Below are 25,167 nucleotides of genomic sequence, written 5' to 3' on the forward strand. Positions count from 1 at the left end.
GTTGCAAAATTAATTTCTTCAATTGTGGGCCCAGTTGCTGACAGCCACCTGATTCTTCTGGTTGCGTTTAATAATGATGCTGATTTTTTTATGCCAATTCCTGCATTCTTTCCAAATTTCTTCATATTCTTCAGTATCTTTTTCAATGCCGCGCTTGTCCTCAAAAAATACGAATTCGATAATGGGGTTGGATAAATCGTCCACAGCGATCTTTAAACTTAATTTTTTGATCGTATCTTCTTCTTTGAAAGCTTCCTCATTATATATTTCTACATCATCATTCAATATTGACCAGCCATGTATGCCGCCTTTTGAAATCAAGGAGCAGATGCTTCCGTTCACGGCAATCGCGCATTCATAGATTTCGTCAAATGAATAACTCTTCTTTTTAAAACCCGATTCCACGTCATCTCTTTTCAGATAGTAAAAAGTTTTCGAATGCTCGTCCAATAAGATTGCGGTTAAACAATCATCGGAAACCGCTCTTCTGTTATGGGGAATCCGTTCCAGCCTCCGGATCGTATCCTGTTCGATTTTTTCCCTTCTGAGCCTTGCCTCCTTCCTCATTTCATAAATCCACCAAAGAAAAATCCCCAATGCAATAAAGAAAAAAATCTTGTTTCCGGATCCCATCCATAAAAACAAATAAACTATCTCCAGCACACAAATGAAAAGGGGCATTATCACATCACCTCTATTAAAGTCATTCGCTAAAAACTTCTTTCCTTCTATCAGGTTATTACCATACTATTCGGCAAAAAGAGATTTATGATTGATTTATAAAATTTTTCTTGCCACAATACCCATATAGGTAATTAATTAACGAAATAAACAAAACGCATATTATTGTACTTTATAAATGTTTTTGTATATTATACTTATAAGGGTATAATGCAAAAAGGGGGATTTTTCTTTGAAGAACGTAACCGTTTATACGACAAACAGCTGTCCATATTGTGTGATGGTCAAAAATTTTTTGAAGCAGCAAAACATTCCTTATAGAGAAATAAACGTTGAGATGAACCCTCAAGCGATGTTTGAACTCGTAAACAAAACGGGTCAAATGGGCGTACCTCAAATAGAAATCGATGGACAATGGATTGTGGGATTTAATCCACACGCCATCATGCAAGCTTTGGCCAATTAAACGGAGAGCCTGCTTCCTGCAGCAGAATAAAGGGAGCAGGCTTTTGTTGTATACGAAATAAAAGAATATCCCATACTGAAGGATGGAAATTTGATGGAGCGAGGGGATGATGTTGTCATCTACAGGCATGCTTTCTGTCTGCGCATTAGGCGGCATTAATGAAATCGGGAAAAATATGTATGTCATTGAATACGGAGAGGATTTAGTCATTGTCGACTGCGGAGGAAAGTTTGCAGACAGGACTTTTTTGGGGGTTGATCTGATTATCCCTGACTTTACCTATCTCGTGGAAAATCAACACAAAATCCGCGGAATCATCATTACCCATGGCCATGAAGATCATATTGGCGGCATCCCATATTTGCTGAAAAAAATCAATATCCCTGTCTACGCCACACGTTTTACTTTGGGATTAATCGAATTAAAACTGAAGGAACATAAAATTTTCCGCGAATCCACACTCATTGAGATTCATTCGGATTCCAGATTGAATTTCGGAAACATTCAGGCTACCTTTTTTAAAGTCATCCACAGCATCCCGGATTGTTTAGGCATCGTTTTCCATACGCCGGAAGGAAAAATAGTCCATACCGGGGACTTCAAATTCGATCTTACACCGGTAAACAAGCAGTTTACGGAAATTCATAAAATGGCCCAAATTGGGGACGATGGAGTTTTGCTTCTGATCTCCGAGAGTACGAATGCGGAACGGCCAGGTTCGACCCCCTCCGAAAGGGAAGTGGGGAAACAAATTGAGGAATCCTTTTTTAATGCTTCCGGGAAAATCATTATTTCTACTTTCGCTTCCAATGTCAACCGGATCCAACAGATTGTGGAAGCGGCAATCAAAACGGACCGGAAGCTCGCCCTTCTTGGAAGAAGCATGGTGAACGTCGTCAGTGTCGCCAAAAAATACGGTTATATTGATATCCCGGATTGGTTGCTGATCGATGCAAGAGACGTCAAACAATGGCCTTCCGAAAAAGTCGTCGTTCTATGTACCGGCAGCCAGGGGGAACCGCTTGCCGCCCTTTCAAGGCTTTCCACCAACAGCAACCGGGATGTCCGGGTGGACCCGGGAGATACGGTGATTTTTGCCGCATCGCCTATTCCCGGGAACGAAAAAGACGTCACAAAAATCGTCGATAACTTATTCAAGCTGGGAGCCAATGTCATTTATGGCCCGGCCTCCAAAACCGGCATGCATGTTTCAGGACACGGCTATCAGGAAGATCTCAAACTGATGCTGACGCTGATGAAGCCAAAATATTTCATTCCGATTCACGGGGAGTACCGCATGTTGCATTTGCATGCCAAATTGGCGGAAGACGTCGGTGTCAAACCAAAAAACATTTTCATATTAAATAACGGCGATGTGGTGGATATACAGCACCAGGAAGCCCGGCAAACGAGAAAAATCCCCGCCGGAGATGCGTATGTCGATGCCTTTGGCGAAGAAGGAATTGAAGATATTGTGTTGAGAGACCGGAAGCAGCTTTCGGAAGAAGGTATGCTGATCATTGTCATCACCGTCAATAAAGCTGACGGAAGCCGGGTATCAGAACCGGACTCCATTTCCCGGGGATTTGTTTATGCCAAGGAATCGGGTGATTTGATTCGCAATATTAATGAAATCACCAAGAGCACAATTGATTCTTTCAAAGATAAAGATTTCAATATTTTTGCCATGAAAAAAGCCGTCAAAAAAGACGTAGGCCAATATTTGTATGAAAAAACAAAGAAAAAGCCGATGATACTGCCGATCATAGTTCCTATTTAAAAGTAAGAACGTTTGCCAGGAAGAATTCGGAAAGCAGCGAAAGAAGAGGTACAAAGGCCGGGAAACAAAATCCATTGAAAGGGCACGTTTCTTTCCATAAATAAAAGGAGAGTGCAGAAGGTATGCCCTTCTGCACCCTTTTTATCTCAAGTATCCTTGTTTCTTCAATTTTTTCAACTTCAGATATCCATAAAAGCATATGATCAGGGCACTGACTGAATCCACTATCAAATCCATCATCGTATCTTTCAAAGCATCCCTTCCACTGAGCACGGTCAGATCGGACGCAATAAATTTTTGCATGTTGGTTGATAAAATACCATCTGCCAAAAACTCATAGATTTCCCACATTGTCCCCATCGTCACCGCAAAACAAAAAGCAAAAAAAGATACAAAAAACGGAGACAATTGAACGTGGATGCGATTTGATTCATTTAAGTACCTCACTAATATGAATCCCAGCGCCCCCAGCATCACTCCGCTGAAAGCATGCAGGATGGTATCCCAAAATGGTACGAGATAATAAAAGTTTTTCACTTCCCCTAAATAAATGGCGCAAAATAAAAACATATAAAAAATGACTTCAATGGAGTCAGGAATGTCAACGGAATTTTTTCTTTCGATAATTGCAGGAATCATCATGATCAATAATCCGGAACTGCATTGCAAAAGCATCAGCACATAATCAGTCTTGACCTTTGCATGTTCTTCCATCGCTTTTAATTCTGCGGGAGCAAACACCATACGGGTGATAATAAAAATAACGGAAAACAATAATGAAAAAAACAAAATGGTCCAAGTAATTTTTTTCCAATTCAATTTTCTAAGCATGTTCATTTCCGCCTCTGAAAAGAAACCATAATCAATCTACTACCCTACAATTATATTAACAAAATTTTAGTAAAGTTACCCGGTATGAAAAACGATGAAATAAAAAAAATAAGTTCCACGTCTTCTTCCCATAAAATAAAAAATAAGAGCCCATGATACTTCATGAGCTTTCAAGAGGCCGTTACAACGTTTTTCTTGAATTTCTTTTTCCATCATAGGAATAGAGCACCGGCTTCCCTTCAACCACCGTTTCCAAATGGACGGAGCGCCCCCAAAGCTGATAAATATATGGCAATACATGTTCCAAATAATAAGGATCCAGCTCCATTCCTTCGTAACAGTGCTTTAAGTACAATTCCCCGTTTCTTTCATAATCTCCATCTTCCACTACGATGTAAGGAAATCCTCCGTTCACTCTCATGGATACCAGCTGATTCCGGACTTTTTCAAAATCCTTAGTCGTGATTTGATACGTATTTCCTTTTTTCTCGAATAAATATAAATCTTCCTGTTCCACAAGTTCTTTTGTTAAATAATTCCGGATGAAGGAAATATCCGATTCGATTTCCCGAACTTCAAAGATTTTTTCCCTTCCTGATCCCGGTTTTACCCCCATTCTTTTCATTTCTTCCGTCGGATTGTCGTAGCGCCTTTCAATATCTTCAAAGATTTTTAAACCTAAGTAATACGGATTGATGGAGGTTTTCGATGGCTGAAGCACTCCCGCATTCAGTTTGGCATATTCAATCGTTTCGGCCGTATCCAGATCCAGTTCCCGCATAATCCGCTGATGCCAGTAGGACGCCCATCCCTCATTCATAATCTTCGTCTCCAACTGTGGCCAGAAGTATAACATTTCCTCCCTCATCATCGTCAAAATATCCCGCTGCCATTCCTCCAGTTCGCGGCTGTATTGTTCGATGAACAACAGCAAATCCTTTTCCGACTTTGGAGGAAATTTCTTCTTTTTCTTCTTGGGCTTCTCTTCTTTTTTTCCTTCCACAAGTTCATCCAATTTCCACAAATCATCATATGGTGTCGGAATGATGATGCTGCTTTCATCTTCTTCCTCTTCTTCATCGTAGATCAACTGCGGACGAATGATGGACGGATCGATATGTTCCTGGATGGACAATACCGCATCCAAAAACTTTTCAACTTCATGCTTGCCATATTGCCGCTCATAGCTGGCAATGCGTTCAGCGGTCGCCGTCATGCTCTCCACCATATCTCTTCTCGTATTGGAGAAACGTACATTGTTTTTAAAGAAGTCGCAATGGGCCAGTACGTGGGCGACAATTAATTTGTTTTGCGTAAGGGTATTGGATTCCAATAAAAAGGCGTAACAAGGATTGGAATTGATGACGAGTTCATAGATTTGGCTGAGACCCAGATCATATTGCAGCTTCATTTTGTAAAATTGCTTCCCGAAGCTCCAATGGGAAAATCTTGTCGGCATCCCGTAGGCGCCAATGGTATAGATGATGTCCGCAGGGCAGATTTCATATCTCATCGGATAAAAATCCAGCCCGAAACCAATGGCAATTTCCGTAATTTCATCAATGGCCTTCTGGAGTTCTTTATCCACCTGAATCTCCCCTTTAAGCATTTGCCTCTTGTTTTTGGAACATGCTTTTTAACGCTTCGTAAACATCGCTTTTTTGGCGAATCACATAATGGCGGAATTTCGGATTCTTGATTTTTTTATAAGTATTCATCAAAGTGGAATAACGGTTTAATGCATTCACTTCCCCATATCCAAACATCTGGGAAACTTTCATCAGTTCATTGACGAGTTTCAAACATTTTTCATTGTCGCTGGACATGTTTTCCCCGTCTGAAAAATGAACAGGATAAATATTATAACGACTTGGACTATACTTTAACTTAATCAATTCAAGAGCTTTCAAATAGGCGGATGAGCAGATGGTTCCTCCGCTCTCCCCTTTTGTAAAAAATTCTTCTTCCGTTACGATTTTCGCTTCTGTGCTATGGGCAATAAATTCAATTTCCACCTTTTCATATTTCGTACGCAAGAAACGGGTCATCCAAAAGAAAAATGTCCGGGCACAATACTTCTCAAAATTTCCCATGGAGCCGCTTGTATCCATCATTGCCAACACGACCGCGTTGGATTCCGGTTTTATGACCTCATTCCATGTCTTGAACCGCAAATCTTCCTCGGTAATCGGCATGATTTGCGCTTTTCCCCTCAATGCATTGCGCTTCATCGCCGAAAGAATCGTGCGTTTCTTATCGATATTTCCCATTAAGCCTTTTTTTCGGATATCGTTAAATTCAATTTTTTCCGTTATAATATTGGACATTTCCTTTTGTTCCAAGTTCGGCAATTCCAATTCGCTGAATAAGAGGTTTTGCACTTCTTCCAGGCTCACTTCGGCTTCATAATAGTCTTTACCGGGCAGATTTCCGGCCTCTTTCCCTTTTCCCGGCCCTTGGGCTCCCTGCGAATCCCGCGCGATGATATCGCCGACCTTGCTGTTTCCTTGCCCTTGGCCAACATGTTTCATTTTCCCGTAGTTATAACGGATTTTATATTCTTCAAGAGAACGGATCGGAATCTTGATCACTTTGCGGCCATTGGACATGATGATGCTCTCTTCGCTGATCAAATCCGGCAGATTGTTTTTGATCGCTTCCCTCACTTTTTCCATATGACGTTGTTGGTCCTGGTAACCTTTGCGGTGCAAAGACCAATCCTCTCGAGAAACAATATAATCCTTATTATTTTCGTTCTTCATTTGTTCATCACCCATCTTTCATGATCTTCCCGAGTCCATCCGGAAAATCACTTTTTTTATCATATGCGCGAGTTTTGCAGGATTACCACTACATTTTTTTCATAAAAAATGTGCTAAGAAAAAATCTTAGCACATACACTGGGTGTTTACTGCCTGCAATAAGTTTATCTGTTCAATAAACTGCCGACATAACGCAGCAATTCATTGGCTGAAGTGGAATTGTAGCCATATTCATCTATCAATCTGGCGATTACTTCATTGATTTTTTTCAACTGCGCTTCATCCGGTGTTTTTGTGGAAGTCGTAATTTTTACGACATCTTTCAAGTCTGCAAACAATTTCTTTTGAATCGCCTCCCGCAGCCTTTCGTGGGAATTATAGTCGAATTTCTTTCCTTTCCTTGCATATGCGGAAAGACGGATGAGGATTTCTTCCCGGAACGCCTTCTTCGCATTTTCCGAAATGCCGATTTGTTCTTCTATTGAACGCATCAGTTTTTCATCAGGCGGCATTTCTTCACCGGTCAGCGGATCCTTGATTTTATGCTTGTTGCAATAAGCCTCCACATTGTCCAAATAATTGTTCAACAATGTTTTGGCGGACTCTTCGTAAGAATAAACAAAGGCTTTTTGAACTTCATTTTTGGCTATCTCATCATATTCTCTTCTTGCAATGGCAATGTAGTTCAAATATTTTTCCCGATCTTCCGGTGTAATGGACGGATGCTGATCTAGTCCATCTTTTAATGACCTTAAAACATCCAGCGCATTGATGGATGGCACTTCTTTACGGATGATCGCCGATGAAATGCGGTTGATGACATAGCGCGGATCAATGCCTTTCATTCCTTCATTCGGGTATTCCTTTTTCAATTCTTCCACATCGGTATCGTTGAATCCTTCGACTGTTTCCCCATCATACAGCCTCATTTTCTTCACAATATCAATGCCTTGCTTTTTCGGCTCTTCCAGTCTTGTCAATACGGAAAACATCGCAGCCACTCTCAGCGCATGAGGCGCAATGTGTACATGGGCCATGTCGCTTTCTTTGATCATTTTTTCGTAAATGCGCACTTCTTCACTCACTTTTAAGTTGTATGGAATCGGCATGACGATAATTCTTGAGTGGAGCGCTTCATTCTTTTTATTGGCAATGAAGGAACGGTATTCGGTTTCGTTGGTATGGGCCACAATGAGCTCATCGGCTGAAATGAGCGCGAATCTTCCGGCTTTGAAGTTGCCTTCTTGCGTGAGTGATAATAAATGCCATAAGAACTTTTCATCAAGCTTTAACATTTCCTGGAATTCCATAAGCCCACGATTCGCTTTGTTTAACTCGCCGTCAAACCGGTAAGCTCTCGGGTCGGATTCCGAACCGTATTCCGCAATGGTCGAGAAGTCGATGCTGCCTGTCAAATCTGCGATGTCCTGGGATTTTGGATCGGACGGGGTAAAAGTTCCGATTCCTACCCGTTTATCTTCCGAGAAGAAGATCCGCTCTACCATGACATCTTCTATGCGTCCTCCATACTCTTGTTCCAATCGCAGTTGATTAAGCGGAGACAAACTTCCCTCAATGCGTATGCCATATTCTTTATAAAAATCGTCGCGCAAATGATGCGGAATCAGGTGCAGAGGATCTTCATGCATCGGGCAGCCTTTGATTGCATAGACCGCTCCTTCATCAGTGCGGGTATATTTTTCCAATCCGCGTTTTAACAATGTCACGATGGTTGATTTTCCACCGCTGACCGGTCCCATTAGAAGCAGAATCCGTTTCCGCACATCAAGTCTTTTGGCGGCAGGATGGAAATACTCTTCCACTAAGCGTTCAATAGTCGATTCCAGACCAAAGATTTCGTTGCTGAAGAATTTATAGATTTTTTGTCCATTCTTTTCCTCGATTCCTGCGCTTTTGATCATATTGTAAACCCGGGCGTGAGCAGATTGTGCAACTTCTGGACGTTTTTTCACAATTTCCAAATATTCGGCAAAAGTCCCTTCCCACTTCAGCTTCTCTTCTTCTTCTCTGTGCTCTTTGATTTTCTTTAAAATGTCGATAGCGCCTTCCCTCCATTCAGGGCTTTAATTTATAACATAGTATGATTGCGTTTGGTGTATGATACCTATGAATTTTCATTTGAGATTCTATAAGATAGAAAAAAGCTCTCCTAAGCACGCCTGCTTTAGGAAAGCTTTTTTCAAGATTTTCACTACCATTTTATGATGGTTCATCATTTTTATGAAGAAATTTTATCCCCCATAATAGAAGCCTGTTTCTTTCATTGTTAGCGGATCTCCTTCGCGGTGAACGCCGGCATTGATGACTTCCCCTACATAAATGTAGTGGTCGCCTTTTTCAACTTTGTCCACCACTTTGCATTCGAAGAAGCTTAATGCATCTTTGAAGATTGGGCAGCCTGTCTCTGCCGTGTAGAATTCATATCCTGCCAATTTATTCCCTTCCGGTTGCAATGATTTAAAGAAGGCAGTGACCATATCTTTTTGGCCGGATTCCAAAATGTTTACGCTGAAGACGCCGCTTTCGGCAATTTGTTTTTGGGAGCGGGTGCCTTCTTTTACAGCGATGGCTACAAGAGGCGGTTCAAAAGAAGTCTGCGTCAAAAAGTTGCCCGCAAATCCGTTTACACCTTCATTGTCTTTTGTGCCGATAATGTAGAGCCCGTATGTGATCCCTCTCAATGCAGTTCTTTTCGCCTTCGGATCCATTCATAATCCCTCCTATTATTCTTTCAAAATGATTCCAGTTTTATTATACAAATATCAATCCCTTCTTTTCCACTTTTTAGGACTTGCCCTGAATGTAAAAAACGGAAAAAACCGTCCGGAGTAATCCGGACGGTTTCAGCATATCGTTATGTTACTTTTTGCTTTTTCGCTTATATAAGATCCCTAACGTATTGGGACCGCAGTGAGTGGAAACAGTGCAGCCCGCATACGTTTCAATAATCTCTTCAAACTTGGCGTACTTATCAATGGCCACTCTGACTTTTTGGACAGTTTCCGGTGAACAATAAGAGTGGGTAATGAACACTCTTGAATAATCGATATCATCATTATTTTCAAGGCGGTCTTTAACATAGTTGACAATGCAGCGGTCGAAATTTCCCCGATATTTTTTTCCGACAATCATTTTGCCATCGACCACTTCGATGGACGGCTTGATTTTCAACAGTGTAGCTCCAAAAGCTTCAATTCCGGAACAGCGTCCTCCCTTTCTTAAATATTCCATCGTATCAATGACGAAGCTTGTATCCACTTTAGGAACAATTTCTTCCAAATGCTTGATGATCTCTTCGGGCTGTGCCCCATTTTGCGCCATAATCGCCGCTTCCAGAACAACGTGTCCGCTTCCGGTCGATAAATTTTGCGAATCGATAACGTACACATTTTCAAATTGTTCTGCGGCAATTTTTGCATTTTGATGGGTGGAAGAAAAGCCGGATCCTAAGCTGATATGTATGACCGCATCATAATTCGGCGAAAATTCTTTGAAAAAATTTTCGTATTCAAAAACATTGATCGCGGCTGTTCTGCAGGATTTCCCCTCTTCGCTGACATAGCGGAACAAATCTTTCGGAGTAATGTCAACCCCATCCCGGAAATCCTCATCATCGATCAGTATGTGAAAAGGGATTAATGAAATGTTGTATTGTTCCAAAATTTGCGGAGACAAGTCGCAAGTGCTATCTGCCGTAATTTTGATCATAATGTTCACCTCTGGATCCCACAAAATTTCTTCAATTATATCACATTCTATAGCAGAAAAATAAACCCCAAGTATTTTCTTCCATATTCAATCAAAATTTGTTTGTCTAAAGCTGTTCAAAAAGTTTTGAATATTCTTTGAAAAAATTTCCCATTTCTTTTATTCATCATGTTTTTGGAGTAAAATTAAATCAAAGGATGAATGGAGTACAATTTGTAAAGCTTTTACATTGTTGCCCCATGCTTTAAGTATATCCTTTCGAAACCCCTTTCTTATCTACTCCATTTTGGTGCGGGATTTTCAGCCCGCACCCTTTTTTATGTTCTCCCAGGCAATTTGCCAAAATTTATTTCCTCCTCATTTGATAATGCCATTTACATGTCGTTCATCTGCGGCTTCCAATTCTGATAATATTTCCGAATCAGTCAATATTACATAAAAAACGAATTGGGGATCTTCCCAATTCGTCTTTGTTTCACCTTTCTCTTTCCCAAGGTCATTGATCACCTCTCAATTTGGCCATTTCCTTGCGCTTCCCATTTTGCCACTTCTTCCCGGACAATTGGCGCCACTTCTTTTCCCAACAGTTCAATGCATCTCATCACATCCTCATGAGGCATCGAACCTACAGGGCAGTGAAGCAAAAATCGTGTAATGCCGACATTTTTGCGCAGGAAAATGATTTTTTCCGCTACCGTTTTGACATCTCCGCAATACAATGCCCCTTCCAAACTTCGGGCATAATCAAATGTCGCCTGCGTATAAGGTCCCCAGCCGCGCTCCCTGCCCAATACATTCATGGCATACTGGGTTGGCGGGAAAAACTTTTCCACTGCCTCTTCGGTCGTTTCCGCAACAAAACCATGGGAATGGGAAGCCACTTTTAATTTTGAAAGATCGTGCCCCGCTTCTTTGGCTGCTCGGTAATAGAGCTTTACCAGAGGCGCAAAATGCAATGGACTTCCTCCGATGATGGCCAAACATAAAGGCAAGCCTAATGCGCCCGCTCTTGCCACGGACTGGGGTGTTCCTCCGCTGGCAATCCAAATGGGAATTTCCCTTTCCGGTCTTGGATATACTCCGCGTCCGTCAATGCTTGGACGGAATTTGCCGTTCCATTGAACAATTTCATTCTTTTGTATTTTTAATAATAAATCCAATTTTTCCTCAAACAATTCATTATAATCCTTCAAATCGTACCCGAATAACGGGAATGATTCAATGAAAGAACCGCGGCCGGCCATGATTTCCGCCCGGCCATTTGAAATGGCATCGAGCGTTGCAAATTGCTGATACACCCGAACCGGATCATCCGAAGACAGCACCGTGACCGCGCTCGTCAATTTGATGCGTTTTGTCCTCGTTGCAGCTGCCGCAAGCAAAACCGCCGGAGCGGAACATGCATAATCTTTCCGGTGATGTTCCCCCACACCATAAACATCCAATCCTACTTCATCCGCAAGCTCGATTTCTTCCACCACTTCCCGAAGGCGTTGTGCGTGACTGATCACTTTCCCAGTCCGTACATCGGGCGTCGTTTCGACAAATGTCGTTAATCCTATTTCCATCACTTTTCCCCCATCAAGCCTTCATGGCTATTATCTCGAAATTGAAATGTTTTTCTTATCATACACAAAGAACAGAAAAATTATCAATATTTTTATCTCGGTATAGCCCATAGTTTTAAGAATAACTTGGACCCAATAAGCGAAAAATAAGACTAAAAACAAGGATGATTGCCATGAAAAATCGGAAGTTCGGCCATAAAGCGATTGAATTCATAATAGTGTCGATGTTTAGTTTCGGAATTGTCATCACATTTATCAGTTCATTTTCCGCAAAGCCGGATATTTATGATGTAAAATTGCACTTCATGTTATTCATTGCAGCCGCCATTTTTTACAAACCTTTTAGAACATCGAGTTTCCGTTTCATTTTCTACTCGGTATGCCGTTTTATTAAATTGATAAAATCCGGAAAAAAAGAGATTGATTTAAAACAAATCAACCGGTCACAAGATTTGGAATACCTCTATTTCTTAAAAAACATTTTTGAAAAACAAGGTTATGTGGCCGTTGTATCCAAAGAATTGGAGTCCTTCGATGTAGATCTGATTTTATGGAAAGGCACAAAAAAATATATTGTACAATCTATAAATTCCCGAAATGCAGCGGATATCCGGAGCATACAAATTGTCCAATCCAAGAAAAAAACTTATGGAGCGGATGAAGCCATTATTATATCCGGCCAATTTACCGCTTCCGCCAAACGATACGCTTCATTGCATCATATACGGTTAATAAAATCCGATGAATTGACGGAAACGGCAAGTTGCGAAAATAATAAAAAATACATTTTCCAATCGGCCTTGTCCTACATTTTGCCTGCGTTTCCGGATTCCAATTTATGGACACCAAAAAATTTATTTTATAAAAAATCCAATCGAATATTTCAAATTTTTCTATATTTCTTATAAAATAAAGATACGGAAGCCATTTGAAGCCATAATCATTATTGCTTTTCCAAATAAAAGAATATACAATGTATATAATTATACATCGACTTATTTCAATTCAATATTGTGTTGAAGTAAGGATAGAGGCGCAAAGACCAAGAGTACACAGTGTGAGGATAATGAGGTCCAATGATCATTGTGGAAAGGGGGATTTGCCGAAGTCCCTGGAAACTCATTTTTTCAGGGGCTGGTCCTGCATTGAATAAGTGCAGGACTGTCATATAGGAAACTATATGGAGGGCTATCTTACGCAAAAATTTTCATTTTTTTGCAACAACGGGGCTCTTCGTTGTTGCTTTTTGCGTTTATTAGAAAATTGCCCTTCTCCATTACAAAAAAATGAAAAGGATGTGGAGAAGAAATGAATTTCGGGAGAGTATTAACAGCAATGGTGACACCGTTTGACCAAAACGGTGAAGTGGACTTTGACGCAGCAGAAAGGTTAATTCATCACTTAATGGCCAACGGAACAGACGGTTTGGTTGTTTGCGGAACAACCGGGGAATCCCCTACATTAACAGAAAACGAAAAATTGGAACTTTTTAAATTTGCAGTAAAAACTGTCAATGGCAGAATCCCGGTAATTGCAGGTACAGGATCATATAATACAAGGGCTTCCATTGAACTTACAAAAAAAGCCGAAGAAATCGGTGTTGACGGTGTAATGCTCGTTACTCCGTACTACAATAAACCTAACCAGGAAGGCATGTATGAACATTTCAGAAGCATTGCCCAAAGCACAAAGCTGCCTGTAGTTTTGTACAACATTCCTGGACGAAGCGTCGTAAATTTATCCGTTGATACCGTTGTCCGTCTTGCGGAGATTCCGAATATTGTGGCTATTAAAGAAGCAAGCGGCAATTTGGATGCAATGGCACAAATCATCGAAAGAACACCGGATGATTTCTCCCTTTACAGCGGAGATGACAGCTTGACATTGCCTTCAATGGCGGTAGGAGGTACAGGAGTTATTTCCGTAGCTTCCCATATTATTGGAAACGAAATGCAATCCATGATCCAGCATTTCTTGAACGGCAATATCCAAGAAGCTGCAAAAGAACACCGAAAACTTTTGCCGATCATGAAAGGAATGTTCATCGCGCCAAACCCTGCACCTGTCAAAGCTGCCTTAAATCTAAAAGGCATATCTGTTGGAGGAGTACGTTTGCCATTAGTGCCATTAAATGAGGAACAACAAAAAACAATCGAGCAGTTGCTGAAAGACATAGAGCCGCAATTGATTTCATAAATTCCCCTGCCAATTGATTGGCAGGTTTTTATTTTGCACATATTCAGGAATCGATAGGAAAACAAAAATCAATATAGTAAAATAGCACTTGTGAAATTTAGATAATCCTATTTCAGCTGAGTTTGGATGGAGGCAACGATTTTGCTTAATTTCATTTTGGCCATTTTCATTTTCACCATCACCCTTGTCCTCGTGATAAGACAGCCAAAAAACATCAATATCGGGTGGATTGCCTGCGGCGGTGCGGTGCTTGCGTTGATCGCCGGAGTGGTGGACCTGGAAGATGTTTTCGCCGTTGTAAGCATCACCTGGAATGCCACATTATTATTTATAGCCATCATTATCATTTCACTTATTTTGGATCAAATCGGCTTGTTTGAATGGTCTGCCCTGCACATGGCCCGCATCGCGAAAGGAAACGGAGTGCGGATGTTCATTACCGTGACGGTTCTCGGGGCTTTTGTGTCAGCCTTTTTCTCCAACGACGGAGCGGCTCTGATTTTGACACCGATTGTTCTTGCCATGGTCCGGAATTTACGTTTTAGCGAAAAAATGATTTTTCCATTCATCATGGCCAGTGGGTTTATCGCGGACACCACTTCCCTTCCCTTTTTAATCAGCAATTTGGTGAATGTGATTGCTGCCGATTTTTTTGGTGTCAGTTTCAAGGAATACGCTCTTCGGATGATCATTCCGAATTTGTTTTCTTTAACCGCGACGATTGTTGTGCTGCTTTTATATTTCCATAAATCCATTCCATCAAAATATGATGTAGCGATGCTGAAAAATCCGCGGGAAGCGATTCGGGATCGAAAATTGTTTCTGTTGGCCTGGCCGATGATGGCAATATTATTAACCGGTTATTTTACAGCAGAATTGATACATATCCCCGTTTCCTTCATCGGTTGGATTATGGCGCTTTTCCTGTTGGGAATGGCCTGGAAAAGTCCTGCAGTCAATACAAAAGCGGTGTTAAAAGGAGCTCCATGGAATATTGTATTTTTTTCCATCGGGATGTATTTGGTCGTTTATGGTCTGGGAAATGCGGGATTTACAAAAGGATTGGCATCTGTCATCGAGTGGACATCTCGGGGCGGATTGTTTGCCGCTACCATCGGCATGGGATATATCTCGGCTTTCCTGTCCTCTGTGATGAACAACCTTCCTACCATCATGATTGACTCGCTGGCCATTGCGGAAACCGATACATCCGGCGCCATCCGCGAAGCATTGATTTTTGCCAATGTCATCGGTTCCGATCTGGGCCCAAAAATTACGCCCATCGGCTCCCTTGCCACCCTTGTTTGGCTACATGTCCTTAAAAACAAGGGAATCAGAATTTCCTGGGCAACTTATTTTAAAATAGGGATTGTGTTGACTTTGCCGATTTTGTTCTTCACATTGGCCGGTTTATATTTCACATTGTTAATAAATTCTTAAACATTTTCTGTTTTACATATGAGTAATATCATTCATAATGGTTACAATAATAGCGGGCTTGCAGCAAATGAAAAAAGAGCGAAATTTTATTCGCTCTTTTTTCTACTCTGATGATTTATTCAGACTTCCCTTGCAATTGTTGTTGAGCCATTAGCACAAGACGTTTCGTAATTTCCCCACCGACAGAACCGTTTGCACGGGATGAAGAATCCGGTGAAAGATTTACGCCAAACTCTTGCGCAATTTCATATTTCATTTGGTTTAAGGCCGCTTCTGCACCAGGGAATAATAATTTGTTGGAGCTGCGGTTCGCCATGCCGTTCACCTCCTTGTGCCATTAGAATGCACAAGGGGAAGTTTTTAATACTTTAGAAATGCAGGGAACATTGAGAATCGTTGGAAATCCATTGATTTTTGCCGCATATAATTGTTGTTTTTTTCTGGATGTGCATTTTTTTCCTCCCAAATGGTATGATGTAATTAACTTTATAACGTTGCCTATGGGAGGAAGCTCATGTTTAAATTACGTGGTCACCATCTGTTCTGCCTCATCGGTTTCAGGGGGATGGGGTATTCCGAGGAATTTGCGGAAAATATGAAACGAATACATACTGAATTGAGAAAAAACCCGAAAACATTAATTGAAATTATTGACGGGGTTGATCAAATCTGCGAAAAATACCCTGACTGCAAAGACTATCATTGCCTGGACAAAAACATTTTTGAACGGGACAAAAAAGTATTGGAAAAATTAGGATTAAGCGTCGGACAAGTCATCACTTGGGAAGAAGTGGAATCCCGTATCCGGAAATATGTGACTCCGGAAGATATAGATGTTCTCTGTTATACGTGCAGTTGGAGGTCATATGGCCTCTGCAAAGGAGGAATCCAAAGAATTTTGAATGGAGCCGGTTTGTGGAAAGTAAAATAACAAAATTATCATAATTTTGAAATCTCCTTTTCAGGAGATTTTTTTATTTAATCAAAATACATTTACTATTTTGAAATTACAAATTTCTTCGGATTTGAAATATTCATGCTAAACTATATTTGACGATGTCCTTTCGATGAAAACAAATGTATTTTCAGAGCAAAATGTGGAGGTTTTTTATGAAAAAAGTTTGGAATACCTGGTGTCGGATCAGTCTGGTCAAACGGATATTGGCCGGATTAATTTTAGGAATTATTCTTGGCATAACAATACCAAAAGCAATCAGTTGGATTTCCGTTTTTGGAAGTCTGTTTGTCGGGGCATTAAAATCGGTTGCGCCTATCCTGGTTCTGGTGCTGGTAATCCAGGCGATTGCCAATCATAAAAGCGGCGCGAAAACCAATATGAAAATGATTTTAGTTCTTTATGCCATCGGCACATTTTCCGCCGGGGCGGTCGGGGTCGTTGCCAGCTTCCTTTTCCCTGCGACCATTAAACTTAAATCGGGCGCTGAAGATATAACACCGCCTCAAGGAATCGGGGAAGTGTTTGGAACCTTGCTTTCCAATATCGTTTCAAATCCTGTCGATGCGCTGGTGAATGCCAATTATATCGGAATTTTGGCCTGGGCAGTCCTCCTTGGAATTACGTTAAAGAAAGCGTCGGACTCCACTAAAACGATGATCGATGACTTTGCGGAAGCCGTTTCGGCAATTGTGAAATGGGTAATTGAATTAGCGCCGGTCGGCATTATGGGGCTTGTATTTGAAGTGGTCGCAACAAACGGAATTACCGCTTTGGAAGATTATGTAAGACTTTTAGCCATTCTTCTTGGCTGCATGTTCTTTGTGGCTTTAGTGATCAATCCGCTGATTACCTTTATTTTTACGCAGCAAAATCCATATCCCCTCGTTTGGATGACATTAAAAGAAAGCGCAATATTCGCGTTCTTTACCCGAAGCTCAGCAGCGAATATTCCGGTCAATTTGGCTTTATGCGAAAAATTGCGTTTGGATAAAAACACATATTCCGTATCCATTCCATTAGGCGCCACGATTAACATGGCCGGTGCAGCAATTACGATTTCCGTTTTATCGATTGCGGCTTGTCATACGTTGGGAATTGATGTAGATGTCATTACGGCCATTATCCTGGTAGTGCTCTCGGCAATTTCAGCCGCCGGCGCATCGGGAGTTCCCGGCGGTTCATTGATGCTGATTCCTGTCGCATGCAGCCTGTTCGGCATTTCCAACGATATCGCCATGCAGGTGGTGGCTGTCGGATTCATCATCGGCGTATTGCAAGATGCTTGCGAGACCGCATTGAATTCCTCATCCGACGTATTGTTCACCGCTACTGCGGAAATTGCCAAAAAACGCAAAGAGTCAAAAGCAAACTGAATTATGTATAAAATTATTAAGGCACTGCTCTTTCACCATTTCTTTTTAAAGAGCAGTGCCTTTAATCAAATTCGTCTATATCACCATACAATTCCACTTGTTTTTCCAATTGCTATGTTGCCTCCTTAAGAAATCTTTTATTGTTTTCCAAAATTTTAATGACTTGATGAAGTATTTTTTCCTCCATCATCGGGGTCGAATTGATTTCCTTCCTTATGATTTTGTCTAATTCCAAAATGGTGCTGACTTCGAGACGATGCTTTTCAGCCAATTGAAAAGCCCGCTCTAACTGACCGGTTATCATCCACATACCTCCCTAAAAATTTTATTGTTATCTATATTTTATGATGGATTTTTTATTTTTTCACCTCTATTTCGGCAAATTTTCTTCTTTTTACGTTAATTATAACAATAATTCTTCCACTTTTGCATGCGGCCAAGCCCAATTGATGCAGTAAGTTTTCATAAATTTCCAAAAATATGAATATACAATTAAAGAAAATCACGTTGAAAAGGAGAGTCATTCCTTGTATCGGAAACTTACCGGAATTACTTTAACCTCGTTTCTCTTTTTTGGAATCAATTCCATCGGCGGGGGGACGCCGGCACATGCAAATGAAATAATTCCCGGGGCCCATTCAGTGGAAGTGACTTATTTTGACGGACAAGACCTGCGCTGGCTGACAACGTTGAATCCGCGGCAGCTGGAGAAGGCCAATCTATATGGCAATAATCTATTAGCTCCTATTTATTGGGGAAATCCTGAAAAAGGGACAGGTTGGCATCAAATGTACAAACCGGCGGAAATAACCGGTACCCAGGTGACGGGCGCTTTTGAAGATGCCCAATTCGTCATCCGGGTGCCTGACCATTGGAACGGCAAATTGGTCGTTTCCGGCATACCCGCTACAAGAAATGAAACAGCGACAGACTTATTATTCAGCGATTTTGTTCTTGAAAAAGGATATGCCTTCGCAGCAATCGACAAGGGAACACAGGGAACGGAAGTGGAAGGCGATCCATTGGCGAAAGTGAAAAATGCTCTTGTCGATGAAGATGATTCCGTCGCAGAGTGGCATTTCCGCTTCAGGCAAATTACAAAGGCGGCCCAGCAATATTTAATCAACAATTTCAGCGAAAAATTGATTGATCCGAATGATTCGTCAAATCCGGCAAGCAAATTGGTCCGGCCTGATCATAAAGTGCCGACTTACGCCATCGGCATCTCAAATGGCGGATATATTGTGCGCTATGCTTTGGAAAATGATGACCCGAAAAAGACGGGGGAACCGAGATTATTTGACGGCGGTGTGGACTGGGAAGGCGTACTTTGGACAGAAAAAGCGCCAAATCTGATCAGCTCCCTGATTCCGGTCGTGAATCATGCTGAACAGGCCATCTATGGAAACGGGAAGGAAAAAGAAAAAGCGGTAAATGAATTATATAAGGCGGGCGTGCCAAAAGGCTCCGAAAAATTATGGGCATATCATGACCAAATCTATTGGTTTATCACATTGAACATTTACCGGGACCATTTCGACCCTGCCGCACCAAACCGCATTCATTGGCGCGACTACTTGAAGTTTGACGAAAACGGCCTCCGCGACCGCACTTATGATCATATTTTCAAAAATTATCGTTACAACGAAAGAAGAAAATTCATGAAAGAAAAAATAAAAGAGATTGAAAACACCGGCCAAATTGACGTTCCTCTCATCAGCATCACCGGTTCTTTGGACGCCCTCATTTTCCCGGACATTCATGCAAAAGGATATGAAAAATTGGTTAAACGGGCAAAAAGAGGACATCTTCATCGTCTATATATCATAGAAAAAGGAAATCATGTAGATGGGCTCGTATGGAACCCGGCAACGGATCCCGAAAAAGAGCTTCAGCCGTTGTTGCCCTATGTACACCAGGCATTTTTGTTGCTGGTGGATTGGGTGGAAAATAATGTACAGCCTCCAGAAAGCAAAATTATCCCAACACCGAAAAATCATGAAAAAATCATTGATATCAAAACGGGTGATGAAATCGATCCGCGAATCGAATAGATAAGGCGGAGACGGATTCAATAATTGCCCGAAAATCCTTCAGTCGTGGATAAGCACATTTCTGTTCCAATATTGAATAAACTGTACTAATTCTAAAATCGCCAAGAAAGGTAAGATCTATGAATAACGATCGATTGACGGACGGCACCTTTCAAAATTTGACTCAAAAAAACATGACATTCGATCAAGTTTTTGAAGCCATTGTACAGTTTATTAAAAAAGATCCGACCGGGAACTTTACTTTGATGTTTGGAACAGATTCGCAAGTATACAGCAAAGAAACAAAATTTATTACCGGCATTGTCATTCAGCAAAAAGGCAAAGGTGTTTGGGCATGCTTCCGCAAAGTAATCGTCCCAAGGCGAATGACAAATTTGCATGAGCGCATCTCCTATGAAACCTCTTTGACGGAAGAAGTCGTTTCACTATTCACGGAAGAAAAAAAGGAACAATTGATCAATCTTGTCCTGCCTCATGTGTACAAAGGTGCAAGCTTCACGATTGAAGGCCATATCGACATCGGATGCGGACAAAGGAACAAAACGAGCGTCTTTGTCAATGAAATGATTGCAAGGATGAATTCTCTCGGCATCGAAGCCAAAATTAAACCGGATTCCTTCGTTGCAAGCACCTATGCCAATCGTTTTACAAAAAAATAATCCAAGGCATCCTGCAACTCCATTTGCATTCAATATGATAAAATTGGAAAAAAGAGCATGCGGAGGAATTGATATGTTAAAAAATTTCGATGAACTATTAAGAAAATATGCGAAACTATTGGTCGCAAAAGGAATCAACGTACAACCGGGCGATTGGGTGAAACTGACGATTGCCGTTGATCAGGCGCAACTTGCCCGTTACATTACGGAAGAAGCTTATGCATTAGGAGCGGAAAAAGTCATTGTCAAATGGAATGATGACGAAATCACAAAATTGCATTATCTGCACCAGCCAACCGAGGTTTTAACGGACATTCCTCCATATGAAATCGAGGAATCCGAAGACCATGTGTTAAATAAAAAAGTTTCAAGACTTTCCATCCTTTCCAGCGACCCGGGCTTGCTCGACTCAGCCGATCCCGCCAAAGTGGCCGCGTTCCAAAAGGCGGCAACCCTAGCATTCCACGCCCAGCGAAAAGCGACGCAAAACAATGATATTAAATGGACGGTTGCGGCAGCAGCCGGCAGCGCCTGGGCGAAGAAAGTCTTCCCGCATCTGAAAACTGCCGAGGAACAAGTCGATGCTTTGTGGGATCAAATTTTTAAAACTTGCCGCGTATACGAAGACGATCCGATTGCAGCCTGGGACAAACACAAAAATATATTGAACGAAAAGGCTACAAAATTGAATGAATATCAATTTGACATGCTGCATTTCAAAGCGCCCGGAACGGATTTCAAATTGGGATTGCCGAAAAATCATATCTGGACATGTGCGGAAAGCTATAATCCAAAAGGCGAAGAATTTATTGCCAATATGCCGACGGAAGAAATTTTTACCGCCCCGGATACTCGCCGGATGGAAGGAATCGTTCGCAGCACGAAACCTTTAAGCTATGCGGGACAATTAATTGAAGGCATTGTTGTCCAATTCAAAGATGGGAAAATCGTGGACATTTCCGCCGAAAAAGGCGATGAAGCAATCAAAAAACTTGTCTTTGAAAATGAAGGGGCAACCGGCTTAGGGGAAGTGGCCCTTGTCCCGGATCCGTCGCCGATTTCCCAATCCGGCATCACATTCTTCAATACATTGTTTGATGAAAATGCTTCAAACCATATTGCCATCGGTTCCGCTTATCCTTCGACCATCGAAGGCGGAACAAAAATGAATGAAGAAGAATTGCGTGCGCATGGTTTAAATATCTCCAATGTTCATGTGGACTTTATGATCGGCTCCGCGGAAATGGATATAGACGGCATTACCAAAGATGGTTCCGTCGTGCCAATTTTCCGCAAAGGCGATTGGGCGATTTAAGCAGAAATTCCACAGTCTGGTTCTTTAAGCGGCTAAACCCTTGAAAAGCGGTTTAGCCGCCTGCTTTTTATTATGAAATCTTACGCCTTTAACGCATGAATACTTTTTACTCCAACTATTCAAACACAAATAAGCGATCGGCATCCAATCGGAGAATTTGCCCCTCCATTACAGGAAGGATATGATATTTACGAGGTGGAAACCGTCGGAAAGTAGGGAAAACCGCTTTTGTATTCGATGTAAAAGTTCATTAAATCATGCATATGGAGGAAGTTTTTATGCAATATTTGATTGATATAGGGGTCAACTTAACGGATAAACATTTCAACAACGACCGGGAAAAAGTCATTGATCGGGCAATTCAAAACGGCGTCGTTCAAATGATATTAACCGGCTCCAGCTTAAAAAGCAGCCGGCAAGCACTGGAAATCGCCAAACAATATCCAAACATATTGTTTTCAACAGCCGGTATCCATCCGCATGATGCCAAAACCTTTACAAGTGAAACCATCGGGGAATTGGAGAAACTGGCGCAGCATAAGGAAGTCGTGGCCATCGGGGAATGCGGCCTGGATTTCAACCGGATGTATTCACCCCAGGACGTTCAGGAGGAATGTTTTGAAGCTCAACTGCACCTGGCAAGAAAGTTATCAATGCCTCTTTTTTTACATGAACGGGACGCCCATGAACGCTTCTGCGAAATCTTCGCTAACTTCAGGGATTTGGCCGAAACCTCCGTGGTCCATTGCTTTACCGGCGATGAAGAACAAGTAAAAAAATATGTTTCAATGGGTTTTTATATAGGCCTCACCGGATGGATTTGCGACGAGCGAAGGGGCCGGGATTTGCAAAATGCGGTCAAATATATCCCGCTTGACCGTTTATTGATTGAAACCGACGCTCCTTATCTTCTTCCGAGAAACTTGGAAAATAAACCGAAAAACCGGAGAAACGAACCGGCTTTCTTGCCCCATATTGCAAAAGAAATCGCAAAATATATGGGCGTTGAACCGGAAATCGTTGCAAAACATGCAACCGAAAACACCAGAAAGTTATTTAATCTGCCCGAATGTTGAGTCAAAATGAAGCTTTCATTCAGACCCGTTTCCAGTCATGAATGAAAGCTTTTTTAGATGGATTAAAGAGATTAACACTTAGACCATAAACACTGTATATCCTTTAATTTTTTCCAATGATTACTTTCCAACGTTCAGGCCCTTCTTCAACGTACTCCCAAGAAAATTCCCCTTCCCGTTCAATCATGAATTGATAATATAAGGGCTTCGGATCATGATCATTAATCAATTCCATATACTCACCGGATTTTAACCCTTCAAAAGTTTCAAATATTTTTGCATGCCGGATTCTTGGTTCATAATCCGGGGCATGGATGCTTGCGGAAATTTTTTTCATGATGGCACCTCCATGTTTTATTGATTATCAGTACAAAATAAATCATAGCTATAAATAAAAGTTTTCGTTGTGAGATAAAGCACACTGTTTCATTTTTTCTTCCTTGAACTTCTGTTCCTGTGTTAAAGTAATATATAAAATGCATGTTTAAAGGGCGTGAAAACTTTATGGAAAACCAATCCATTCAATCTCTGCTTCAGCAATTTCCCTTATTTAAAGACTTATCCGATGAAGAGATGATGCCCATTGTGAATCTGGCAAAATCACATAAATACAGGGCAGGCACCCATGTATTCATGCAGGATGAACCGTTAACCAATGTATATTTTATTCAGAAAGGAAGAATCAAAATTTATCGAACCGATTTACAGGGAAAAGAACAGATCATTAACATACTCGTATCCGGACAAATGTTTCCCCATCAAGGTTTTTTCCGGAAAGGAAACTATCCCGCTCATGCACAAGTACTGGAAGATTCTTCGTTAATCTTAATTCCCATTCAGTCCTTTGAAGAGTTTTTAATGAAGAATCCCCAAGTCTGTATAAAAATTTTCCGGATACTGGGAGATTTAATCGTCGATCTCCAAAATCGTTTGGAAGAGAAAATTTTACAAAATTCCTACGAACAAATCATCTCTCTTCTTATCCGTCTGGCATCAAACTACGGGGAAGAAATAGGGGAACAGATTTTCGTTATAAAAAATCAATTTACGAACCGCGATTTGGCCAATATGATCGGATCAAGCCGAGAAACAGTCAACCGGACACTAAATCAATTAAAGAAAAAAGGACTTCTCCGTACAGATTCTGCAGGGCATTTTATCGTAAATATCAAAGCGTTAAAGAATGAGTTATCAATTGAATAAACGGTTTTACGCAAACAAAAAAGGAGAACTTGAATTTCTCAAATTCCCCTTATTTTAAGGCTTGTCCTCTTACCTAAATCAGAGTTTTTGTATCCGTCCAGACAGGCCGCCGTTTTTCAAAAAAGGCGCGGATTCCTTCCTGGGCATCCGGATGTTTGCTATTTAACGCAATCACTTCTGTAGCATAATTAAGCGCCTGGAAATCCTCCATATTAATTTGCTGATAAAATTGCCGTTTTCCTAATTCGATGATGTTTAAACTTTGCTTTGTCACTTCTTTTGCGAGCTTCTCCGTTTCTTCATCCAGCAATTCGGCCGGAACCACTTTATTTACCAGGCCATGCTGCAAAGCTTCCCCAGCGGTGATGAAATTTCCGGTAAACAGCATTTCCACCGCTTTTTTTCTTCCTATATTGCGGCTTAAAAATACCGCAGGCGTGCTGCAGAATAATCCGCTGTTGATGCCCGGGGTCGCGAACTTTGCATCTTCGCTGGCGATCGCCATATCACTGGCAGCCACCAATTGGCATCCGGCTGCTACTGCCGCTTTCTTCACTTTGGCGATAATCAGCTGAGGCATTTCACTCATTGTGCGCATTACCTGCTGGCACGTTTGAAAAAGCTTCAACACTTCATTTTCAGTCATAGATTCAATCTCACGCAAACTATGCCCCGCACAAAAAACTTTGTCGGAACCCTCAATCACCACAACCTTCACTTCCCGCTCTTTCGCTATTTGTTTCAGAAGTCCATCCATTTCTTCCAGCAATGCCATCGTCAATGTATTGAATTCCTGCATATTGTCGATGGTAATATAACCGATATCCTCTGTTTGACGGTATTGTAAAAATTCCATTTCTCCACCCCTTTTCATTGATATTTCCATTTTGAATCTTCTGATTTTTGAGGTCAAGTCAATTTTTTCTACTTTTTTCACCATATTTCATTCAAATGAAGTCTTCCCTAATTGTCCCCATTTGCCGAATTGGAAGAACCCCTGCTTAATACATGAATATATTACTTTTGTACGTATGCCTAAATGGTGTACTTATTATGTTCATTAAAGGAGGAAATTC

Annotated in this window: 24 protein-coding genes and 1 riboswitch; of the genes, 12 read left to right on the plus strand and 12 right to left on the minus strand. The window is 41.2% G+C overall.

Annotated features, from left to right (window positions below; genetic code table 11):
- Nucleotides 1–18 precede the first annotated feature (18 nt).
- Nucleotides 19–567 (minus strand): hypothetical protein, encoded by a 549-nt coding sequence (locus FKZ59_RS06105; protein ID WP_141601866.1) that lies wholly within the window; start codon nt 565–567, stop codon nt 19–21.
- A 346-nt stretch (nt 568–913) separates the two neighbouring features.
- Between FKZ59_RS06105 and FKZ59_RS06110 the strand changes: the two genes are divergently transcribed.
- Nucleotides 914–1,147, plus strand: a complete 234-nt coding sequence (locus FKZ59_RS06110; RefSeq protein ID WP_141601867.1) for a glutaredoxin family protein — start codon at nt 914–916, stop codon at nt 1,145–1,147.
- A gap of 109 nt (nt 1,148–1,256) precedes the next feature.
- Entirely contained in the window at nt 1,257–2,927 is a 1,671-nt protein-coding gene (locus FKZ59_RS06115) for a ribonuclease J (RefSeq protein WP_141601945.1), read from the plus strand.
- Nucleotides 2,928–3,068: 141 nt separating this feature from the next.
- Here the strand turns inward: FKZ59_RS06115 and FKZ59_RS06120 are convergent, their stop codons facing one another.
- From FKZ59_RS06120 to FKZ59_RS06150, 7 genes are all read right to left on the minus strand, one after another.
- Nucleotides 3,069–3,758 carry a hypothetical protein gene (locus FKZ59_RS06120; RefSeq protein ID WP_141601868.1) on the minus strand — a complete coding sequence of 230 codons (690 nt, stop codon included), beginning with the start codon at nt 3,756–3,758 and terminating at the stop codon, nt 3,069–3,071.
- Between the two features lie 181 nt (nt 3,759–3,939).
- Nucleotides 3,940–5,367: a SpoVR family protein gene (locus FKZ59_RS06125; protein ID WP_141601869.1), complete on the minus strand. Its 1,428-nt coding sequence runs from the start codon at nt 5,365–5,367 to the stop codon at nt 3,940–3,942.
- Nucleotides 5,360–6,520: a sporulation protein YhbH gene (yhbH, locus tag FKZ59_RS06130; protein WP_141601870.1), complete on the minus strand. Its 1,161-nt coding sequence runs from the start codon at nt 6,518–6,520 to the stop codon at nt 5,360–5,362. Before yhbH ends, FKZ59_RS06125 begins: the two co-directional genes overlap by 8 nt.
- Before the next feature lie 164 nt (nt 6,521–6,684).
- Nucleotides 6,685–8,580, minus strand: coding sequence for a PrkA family serine protein kinase (locus FKZ59_RS06135; protein ID WP_141601871.1), 1,896 nt, complete (start codon nt 8,578–8,580; stop codon nt 6,685–6,687).
- A 192-nt stretch (nt 8,581–8,772) separates the two neighbouring features.
- Nucleotides 8,773–9,249 carry a flavin reductase family protein gene (locus FKZ59_RS06140; RefSeq protein ID WP_141601872.1) on the minus strand — a complete coding sequence of 159 codons (477 nt, stop codon included), beginning with the start codon at nt 9,247–9,249 and terminating at the stop codon, nt 8,773–8,775.
- A gap of 151 nt (nt 9,250–9,400) precedes the next feature.
- On the minus strand, nt 9,401–10,249 hold the full coding sequence (locus FKZ59_RS06145) for a DegV family protein (protein ID WP_181733206.1): 849 nt from the start codon (nt 10,247–10,249) through the stop codon (nt 9,401–9,403).
- Between the two features lie 503 nt (nt 10,250–10,752).
- Entirely contained in the window at nt 10,753–11,817 is a 1,065-nt protein-coding gene (locus FKZ59_RS06150; protein WP_141601873.1) for an LLM class flavin-dependent oxidoreductase, read from the minus strand.
- Nucleotides 11,818–11,990: 173 nt separating this feature from the next.
- On the opposite strand from FKZ59_RS06150, the gene FKZ59_RS06155 reads away from it, so the two are divergent.
- The 3 genes from FKZ59_RS06155 to FKZ59_RS06165 all read left to right on the plus strand — a co-directional run bounded on the left by FKZ59_RS06155 (nt 11,991) and on the right by FKZ59_RS06165 (nt 15,453).
- Nucleotides 11,991–12,725, plus strand: coding sequence for a restriction endonuclease (locus FKZ59_RS06155; protein ID WP_181733207.1), 735 nt, complete (start codon nt 11,991–11,993; stop codon nt 12,723–12,725).
- Nucleotides 12,726–12,837: 112 nt separating this feature from the next.
- Nucleotides 12,838–13,016, plus strand: a riboswitch (Lysine riboswitch).
- Between the two features lie 109 nt (nt 13,017–13,125).
- Nucleotides 13,126–14,013, plus strand: coding sequence for a 4-hydroxy-tetrahydrodipicolinate synthase (gene dapA / locus FKZ59_RS06160; RefSeq protein WP_141601875.1), 888 nt, complete (start codon nt 13,126–13,128; stop codon nt 14,011–14,013).
- 141 nt (nt 14,014–14,154) lie between these two features.
- Nucleotides 14,155–15,453, plus strand: a complete 1,299-nt coding sequence (locus FKZ59_RS06165; RefSeq protein WP_141601876.1) for an arsenic transporter — start codon at nt 14,155–14,157, stop codon at nt 15,451–15,453.
- A 115-nt stretch (nt 15,454–15,568) separates the two neighbouring features.
- Here FKZ59_RS06165 and FKZ59_RS06170 read toward each other — a convergent pair whose 3' ends face one another.
- The gene (locus FKZ59_RS06170) at nt 15,569–15,769 is read right to left on the minus strand and encodes an alpha/beta-type small acid-soluble spore protein (protein WP_141601877.1); all 201 of its coding nucleotides are present in this window, start codon (nt 15,767–15,769) and stop codon (nt 15,569–15,571) included.
- A gap of 198 nt (nt 15,770–15,967) precedes the next feature.
- Between FKZ59_RS06170 and FKZ59_RS06175 the strand changes: the two genes are divergently transcribed.
- Nucleotides 15,968–16,384: a DUF1284 domain-containing protein gene (locus FKZ59_RS06175; RefSeq protein ID WP_141601878.1), complete on the plus strand. Its 417-nt coding sequence runs from the start codon at nt 15,968–15,970 to the stop codon at nt 16,382–16,384.
- Nucleotides 16,385–16,563: 179 nt separating this feature from the next.
- Complete coding sequence (gene sstT / locus FKZ59_RS06180) at nt 16,564–17,784, plus strand: serine/threonine transporter SstT (protein WP_141601879.1); 1,221 nt, start codon at nt 16,564–16,566, stop codon at nt 17,782–17,784.
- Between the two features lie 112 nt (nt 17,785–17,896).
- On the opposite strand, the gene FKZ59_RS06185 is transcribed toward sstT, so the two are convergent.
- Nucleotides 17,897–18,088, minus strand: a complete 192-nt coding sequence (locus FKZ59_RS06185) for an ABC transporter permease (RefSeq protein WP_141601880.1) — start codon at nt 18,086–18,088, stop codon at nt 17,897–17,899.
- Between the two features lie 223 nt (nt 18,089–18,311).
- Between FKZ59_RS06185 and FKZ59_RS06190 the strand changes: the two genes are divergently transcribed.
- From FKZ59_RS06190 to FKZ59_RS06205, 4 genes are all read left to right on the plus strand, one after another.
- Nucleotides 18,312–19,838, plus strand: coding sequence for an alpha/beta hydrolase (locus FKZ59_RS06190; RefSeq protein ID WP_141601881.1), 1,527 nt, complete (start codon nt 18,312–18,314; stop codon nt 19,836–19,838).
- A 119-nt stretch (nt 19,839–19,957) separates the two neighbouring features.
- Nucleotides 19,958–20,497 carry a ribonuclease H-like YkuK family protein gene (locus FKZ59_RS06195; protein WP_141601882.1) on the plus strand — a complete coding sequence of 180 codons (540 nt, stop codon included), beginning with the start codon at nt 19,958–19,960 and terminating at the stop codon, nt 20,495–20,497.
- Between the two features lie 73 nt (nt 20,498–20,570).
- Nucleotides 20,571–21,812: an aminopeptidase gene (locus FKZ59_RS06200; RefSeq protein ID WP_141601883.1), complete on the plus strand. Its 1,242-nt coding sequence runs from the start codon at nt 20,571–20,573 to the stop codon at nt 21,810–21,812.
- Nucleotides 21,813–22,090: 278 nt separating this feature from the next.
- Entirely contained in the window at nt 22,091–22,888 is a 798-nt protein-coding gene (locus FKZ59_RS06205) for a TatD family hydrolase (RefSeq protein WP_141601884.1), read from the plus strand.
- A gap of 103 nt (nt 22,889–22,991) precedes the next feature.
- On the opposite strand, the gene FKZ59_RS06210 is transcribed toward FKZ59_RS06205, so the two are convergent.
- Nucleotides 22,992–23,225, minus strand: a complete 234-nt coding sequence (locus FKZ59_RS06210; protein ID WP_141601885.1) for a DUF2249 domain-containing protein — start codon at nt 23,223–23,225, stop codon at nt 22,992–22,994.
- A 167-nt stretch (nt 23,226–23,392) separates the two neighbouring features.
- On the opposite strand from FKZ59_RS06210, the gene FKZ59_RS06215 reads away from it, so the two are divergent.
- The gene (locus FKZ59_RS06215) at nt 23,393–24,091 is read left to right on the plus strand and encodes a Crp/Fnr family transcriptional regulator (protein WP_141601886.1); all 699 of its coding nucleotides are present in this window, start codon (nt 23,393–23,395) and stop codon (nt 24,089–24,091) included.
- 73 nt (nt 24,092–24,164) lie between these two features.
- Here FKZ59_RS06215 and FKZ59_RS06220 read toward each other — a convergent pair whose 3' ends face one another.
- Nucleotides 24,165–24,947, minus strand: coding sequence for an enoyl-CoA hydratase-related protein (locus FKZ59_RS06220; protein ID WP_141601887.1), 783 nt, complete (start codon nt 24,945–24,947; stop codon nt 24,165–24,167).
- Nucleotides 24,948–25,167: the final 220 nt, after the last annotated feature.

It is taken from the genome of Ureibacillus terrenus (assembly GCF_006569205.1).
GTDB lineage: Bacteria > Bacillota > Bacilli > Bacillales_A > Planococcaceae > Ureibacillus > Ureibacillus terrenus.

Coding starts and splice junctions, on each gene's coding strand:
- FKZ59_RS06105 (WP_141601866.1), bottom strand. CDS start 567: ATGAGGAAGGAGGCAAGGCTCAGAAGGGAAAAAATCGAACAGGATACG.
- FKZ59_RS06115 (WP_141601945.1), top strand. CDS start 1,257: ATGTTGTCATCTACAGGCATGCTTTCTGTCTGCGCATTAGGCGGCATT.
- FKZ59_RS06120 (WP_141601868.1), bottom strand. CDS start 3,758: ATGCTTAGAAAATTGAATTGGAAAAAAATTACTTGGACCATTTTGTTT.
- FKZ59_RS06125 (WP_141601869.1), bottom strand. CDS start 5,367: ATGCTTAAAGGGGAGATTCAGGTGGATAAAGAACTCCAGAAGGCCATT.
- yhbH (WP_141601870.1), bottom strand. CDS start 6,520: ATGAAGAACGAAAATAATAAGGATTATATTGTTTCTCGAGAGGATTGG.
- FKZ59_RS06140 (WP_141601872.1), bottom strand. CDS start 9,249: ATGGATCCGAAGGCGAAAAGAACTGCATTGAGAGGGATCACATACGGG.
- FKZ59_RS06145 (WP_181733206.1), bottom strand. CDS start 10,249: ATGATCAAAATTACGGCAGATAGCACTTGCGACTTGTCTCCGCAAATT.
- FKZ59_RS06150 (WP_141601873.1), bottom strand. CDS start 11,817: ATGGAAATAGGATTAACGACATTTGTCGAAACGACGCCCGATGTACGG.
- FKZ59_RS06155 (WP_181733207.1), top strand. CDS start 11,991: ATGAAAAATCGGAAGTTCGGCCATAAAGCGATTGAATTCATAATAGTG.
- dapA (WP_141601875.1), top strand. CDS start 13,126: ATGAATTTCGGGAGAGTATTAACAGCAATGGTGACACCGTTTGACCAA.
- FKZ59_RS06170 (WP_141601877.1), bottom strand. CDS start 15,769: ATGGCGAACCGCAGCTCCAACAAATTATTATTCCCTGGTGCAGAAGCG.
- FKZ59_RS06175 (WP_141601878.1), top strand. CDS start 15,968: ATGTTTAAATTACGTGGTCACCATCTGTTCTGCCTCATCGGTTTCAGG.
- sstT (WP_141601879.1), top strand. CDS start 16,564: ATGAAAAAAGTTTGGAATACCTGGTGTCGGATCAGTCTGGTCAAACGG.
- FKZ59_RS06185 (WP_141601880.1), bottom strand. CDS start 18,088: ATGATAACCGGTCAGTTAGAGCGGGCTTTTCAATTGGCTGAAAAGCAT.
- FKZ59_RS06195 (WP_141601882.1), top strand. CDS start 19,958: ATGAATAACGATCGATTGACGGACGGCACCTTTCAAAATTTGACTCAA.
- FKZ59_RS06200 (WP_141601883.1), top strand. CDS start 20,571: ATGTTAAAAAATTTCGATGAACTATTAAGAAAATATGCGAAACTATTG.
- FKZ59_RS06205 (WP_141601884.1), top strand. CDS start 22,091: ATGCAATATTTGATTGATATAGGGGTCAACTTAACGGATAAACATTTC.
- FKZ59_RS06210 (WP_141601885.1), bottom strand. CDS start 23,225: ATGAAAAAAATTTCCGCAAGCATCCATGCCCCGGATTATGAACCAAGA.
- FKZ59_RS06215 (WP_141601886.1), top strand. CDS start 23,393: ATGGAAAACCAATCCATTCAATCTCTGCTTCAGCAATTTCCCTTATTT.
- FKZ59_RS06220 (WP_141601887.1), bottom strand. CDS start 24,947: ATGGAATTTTTACAATACCGTCAAACAGAGGATATCGGTTATATTACC.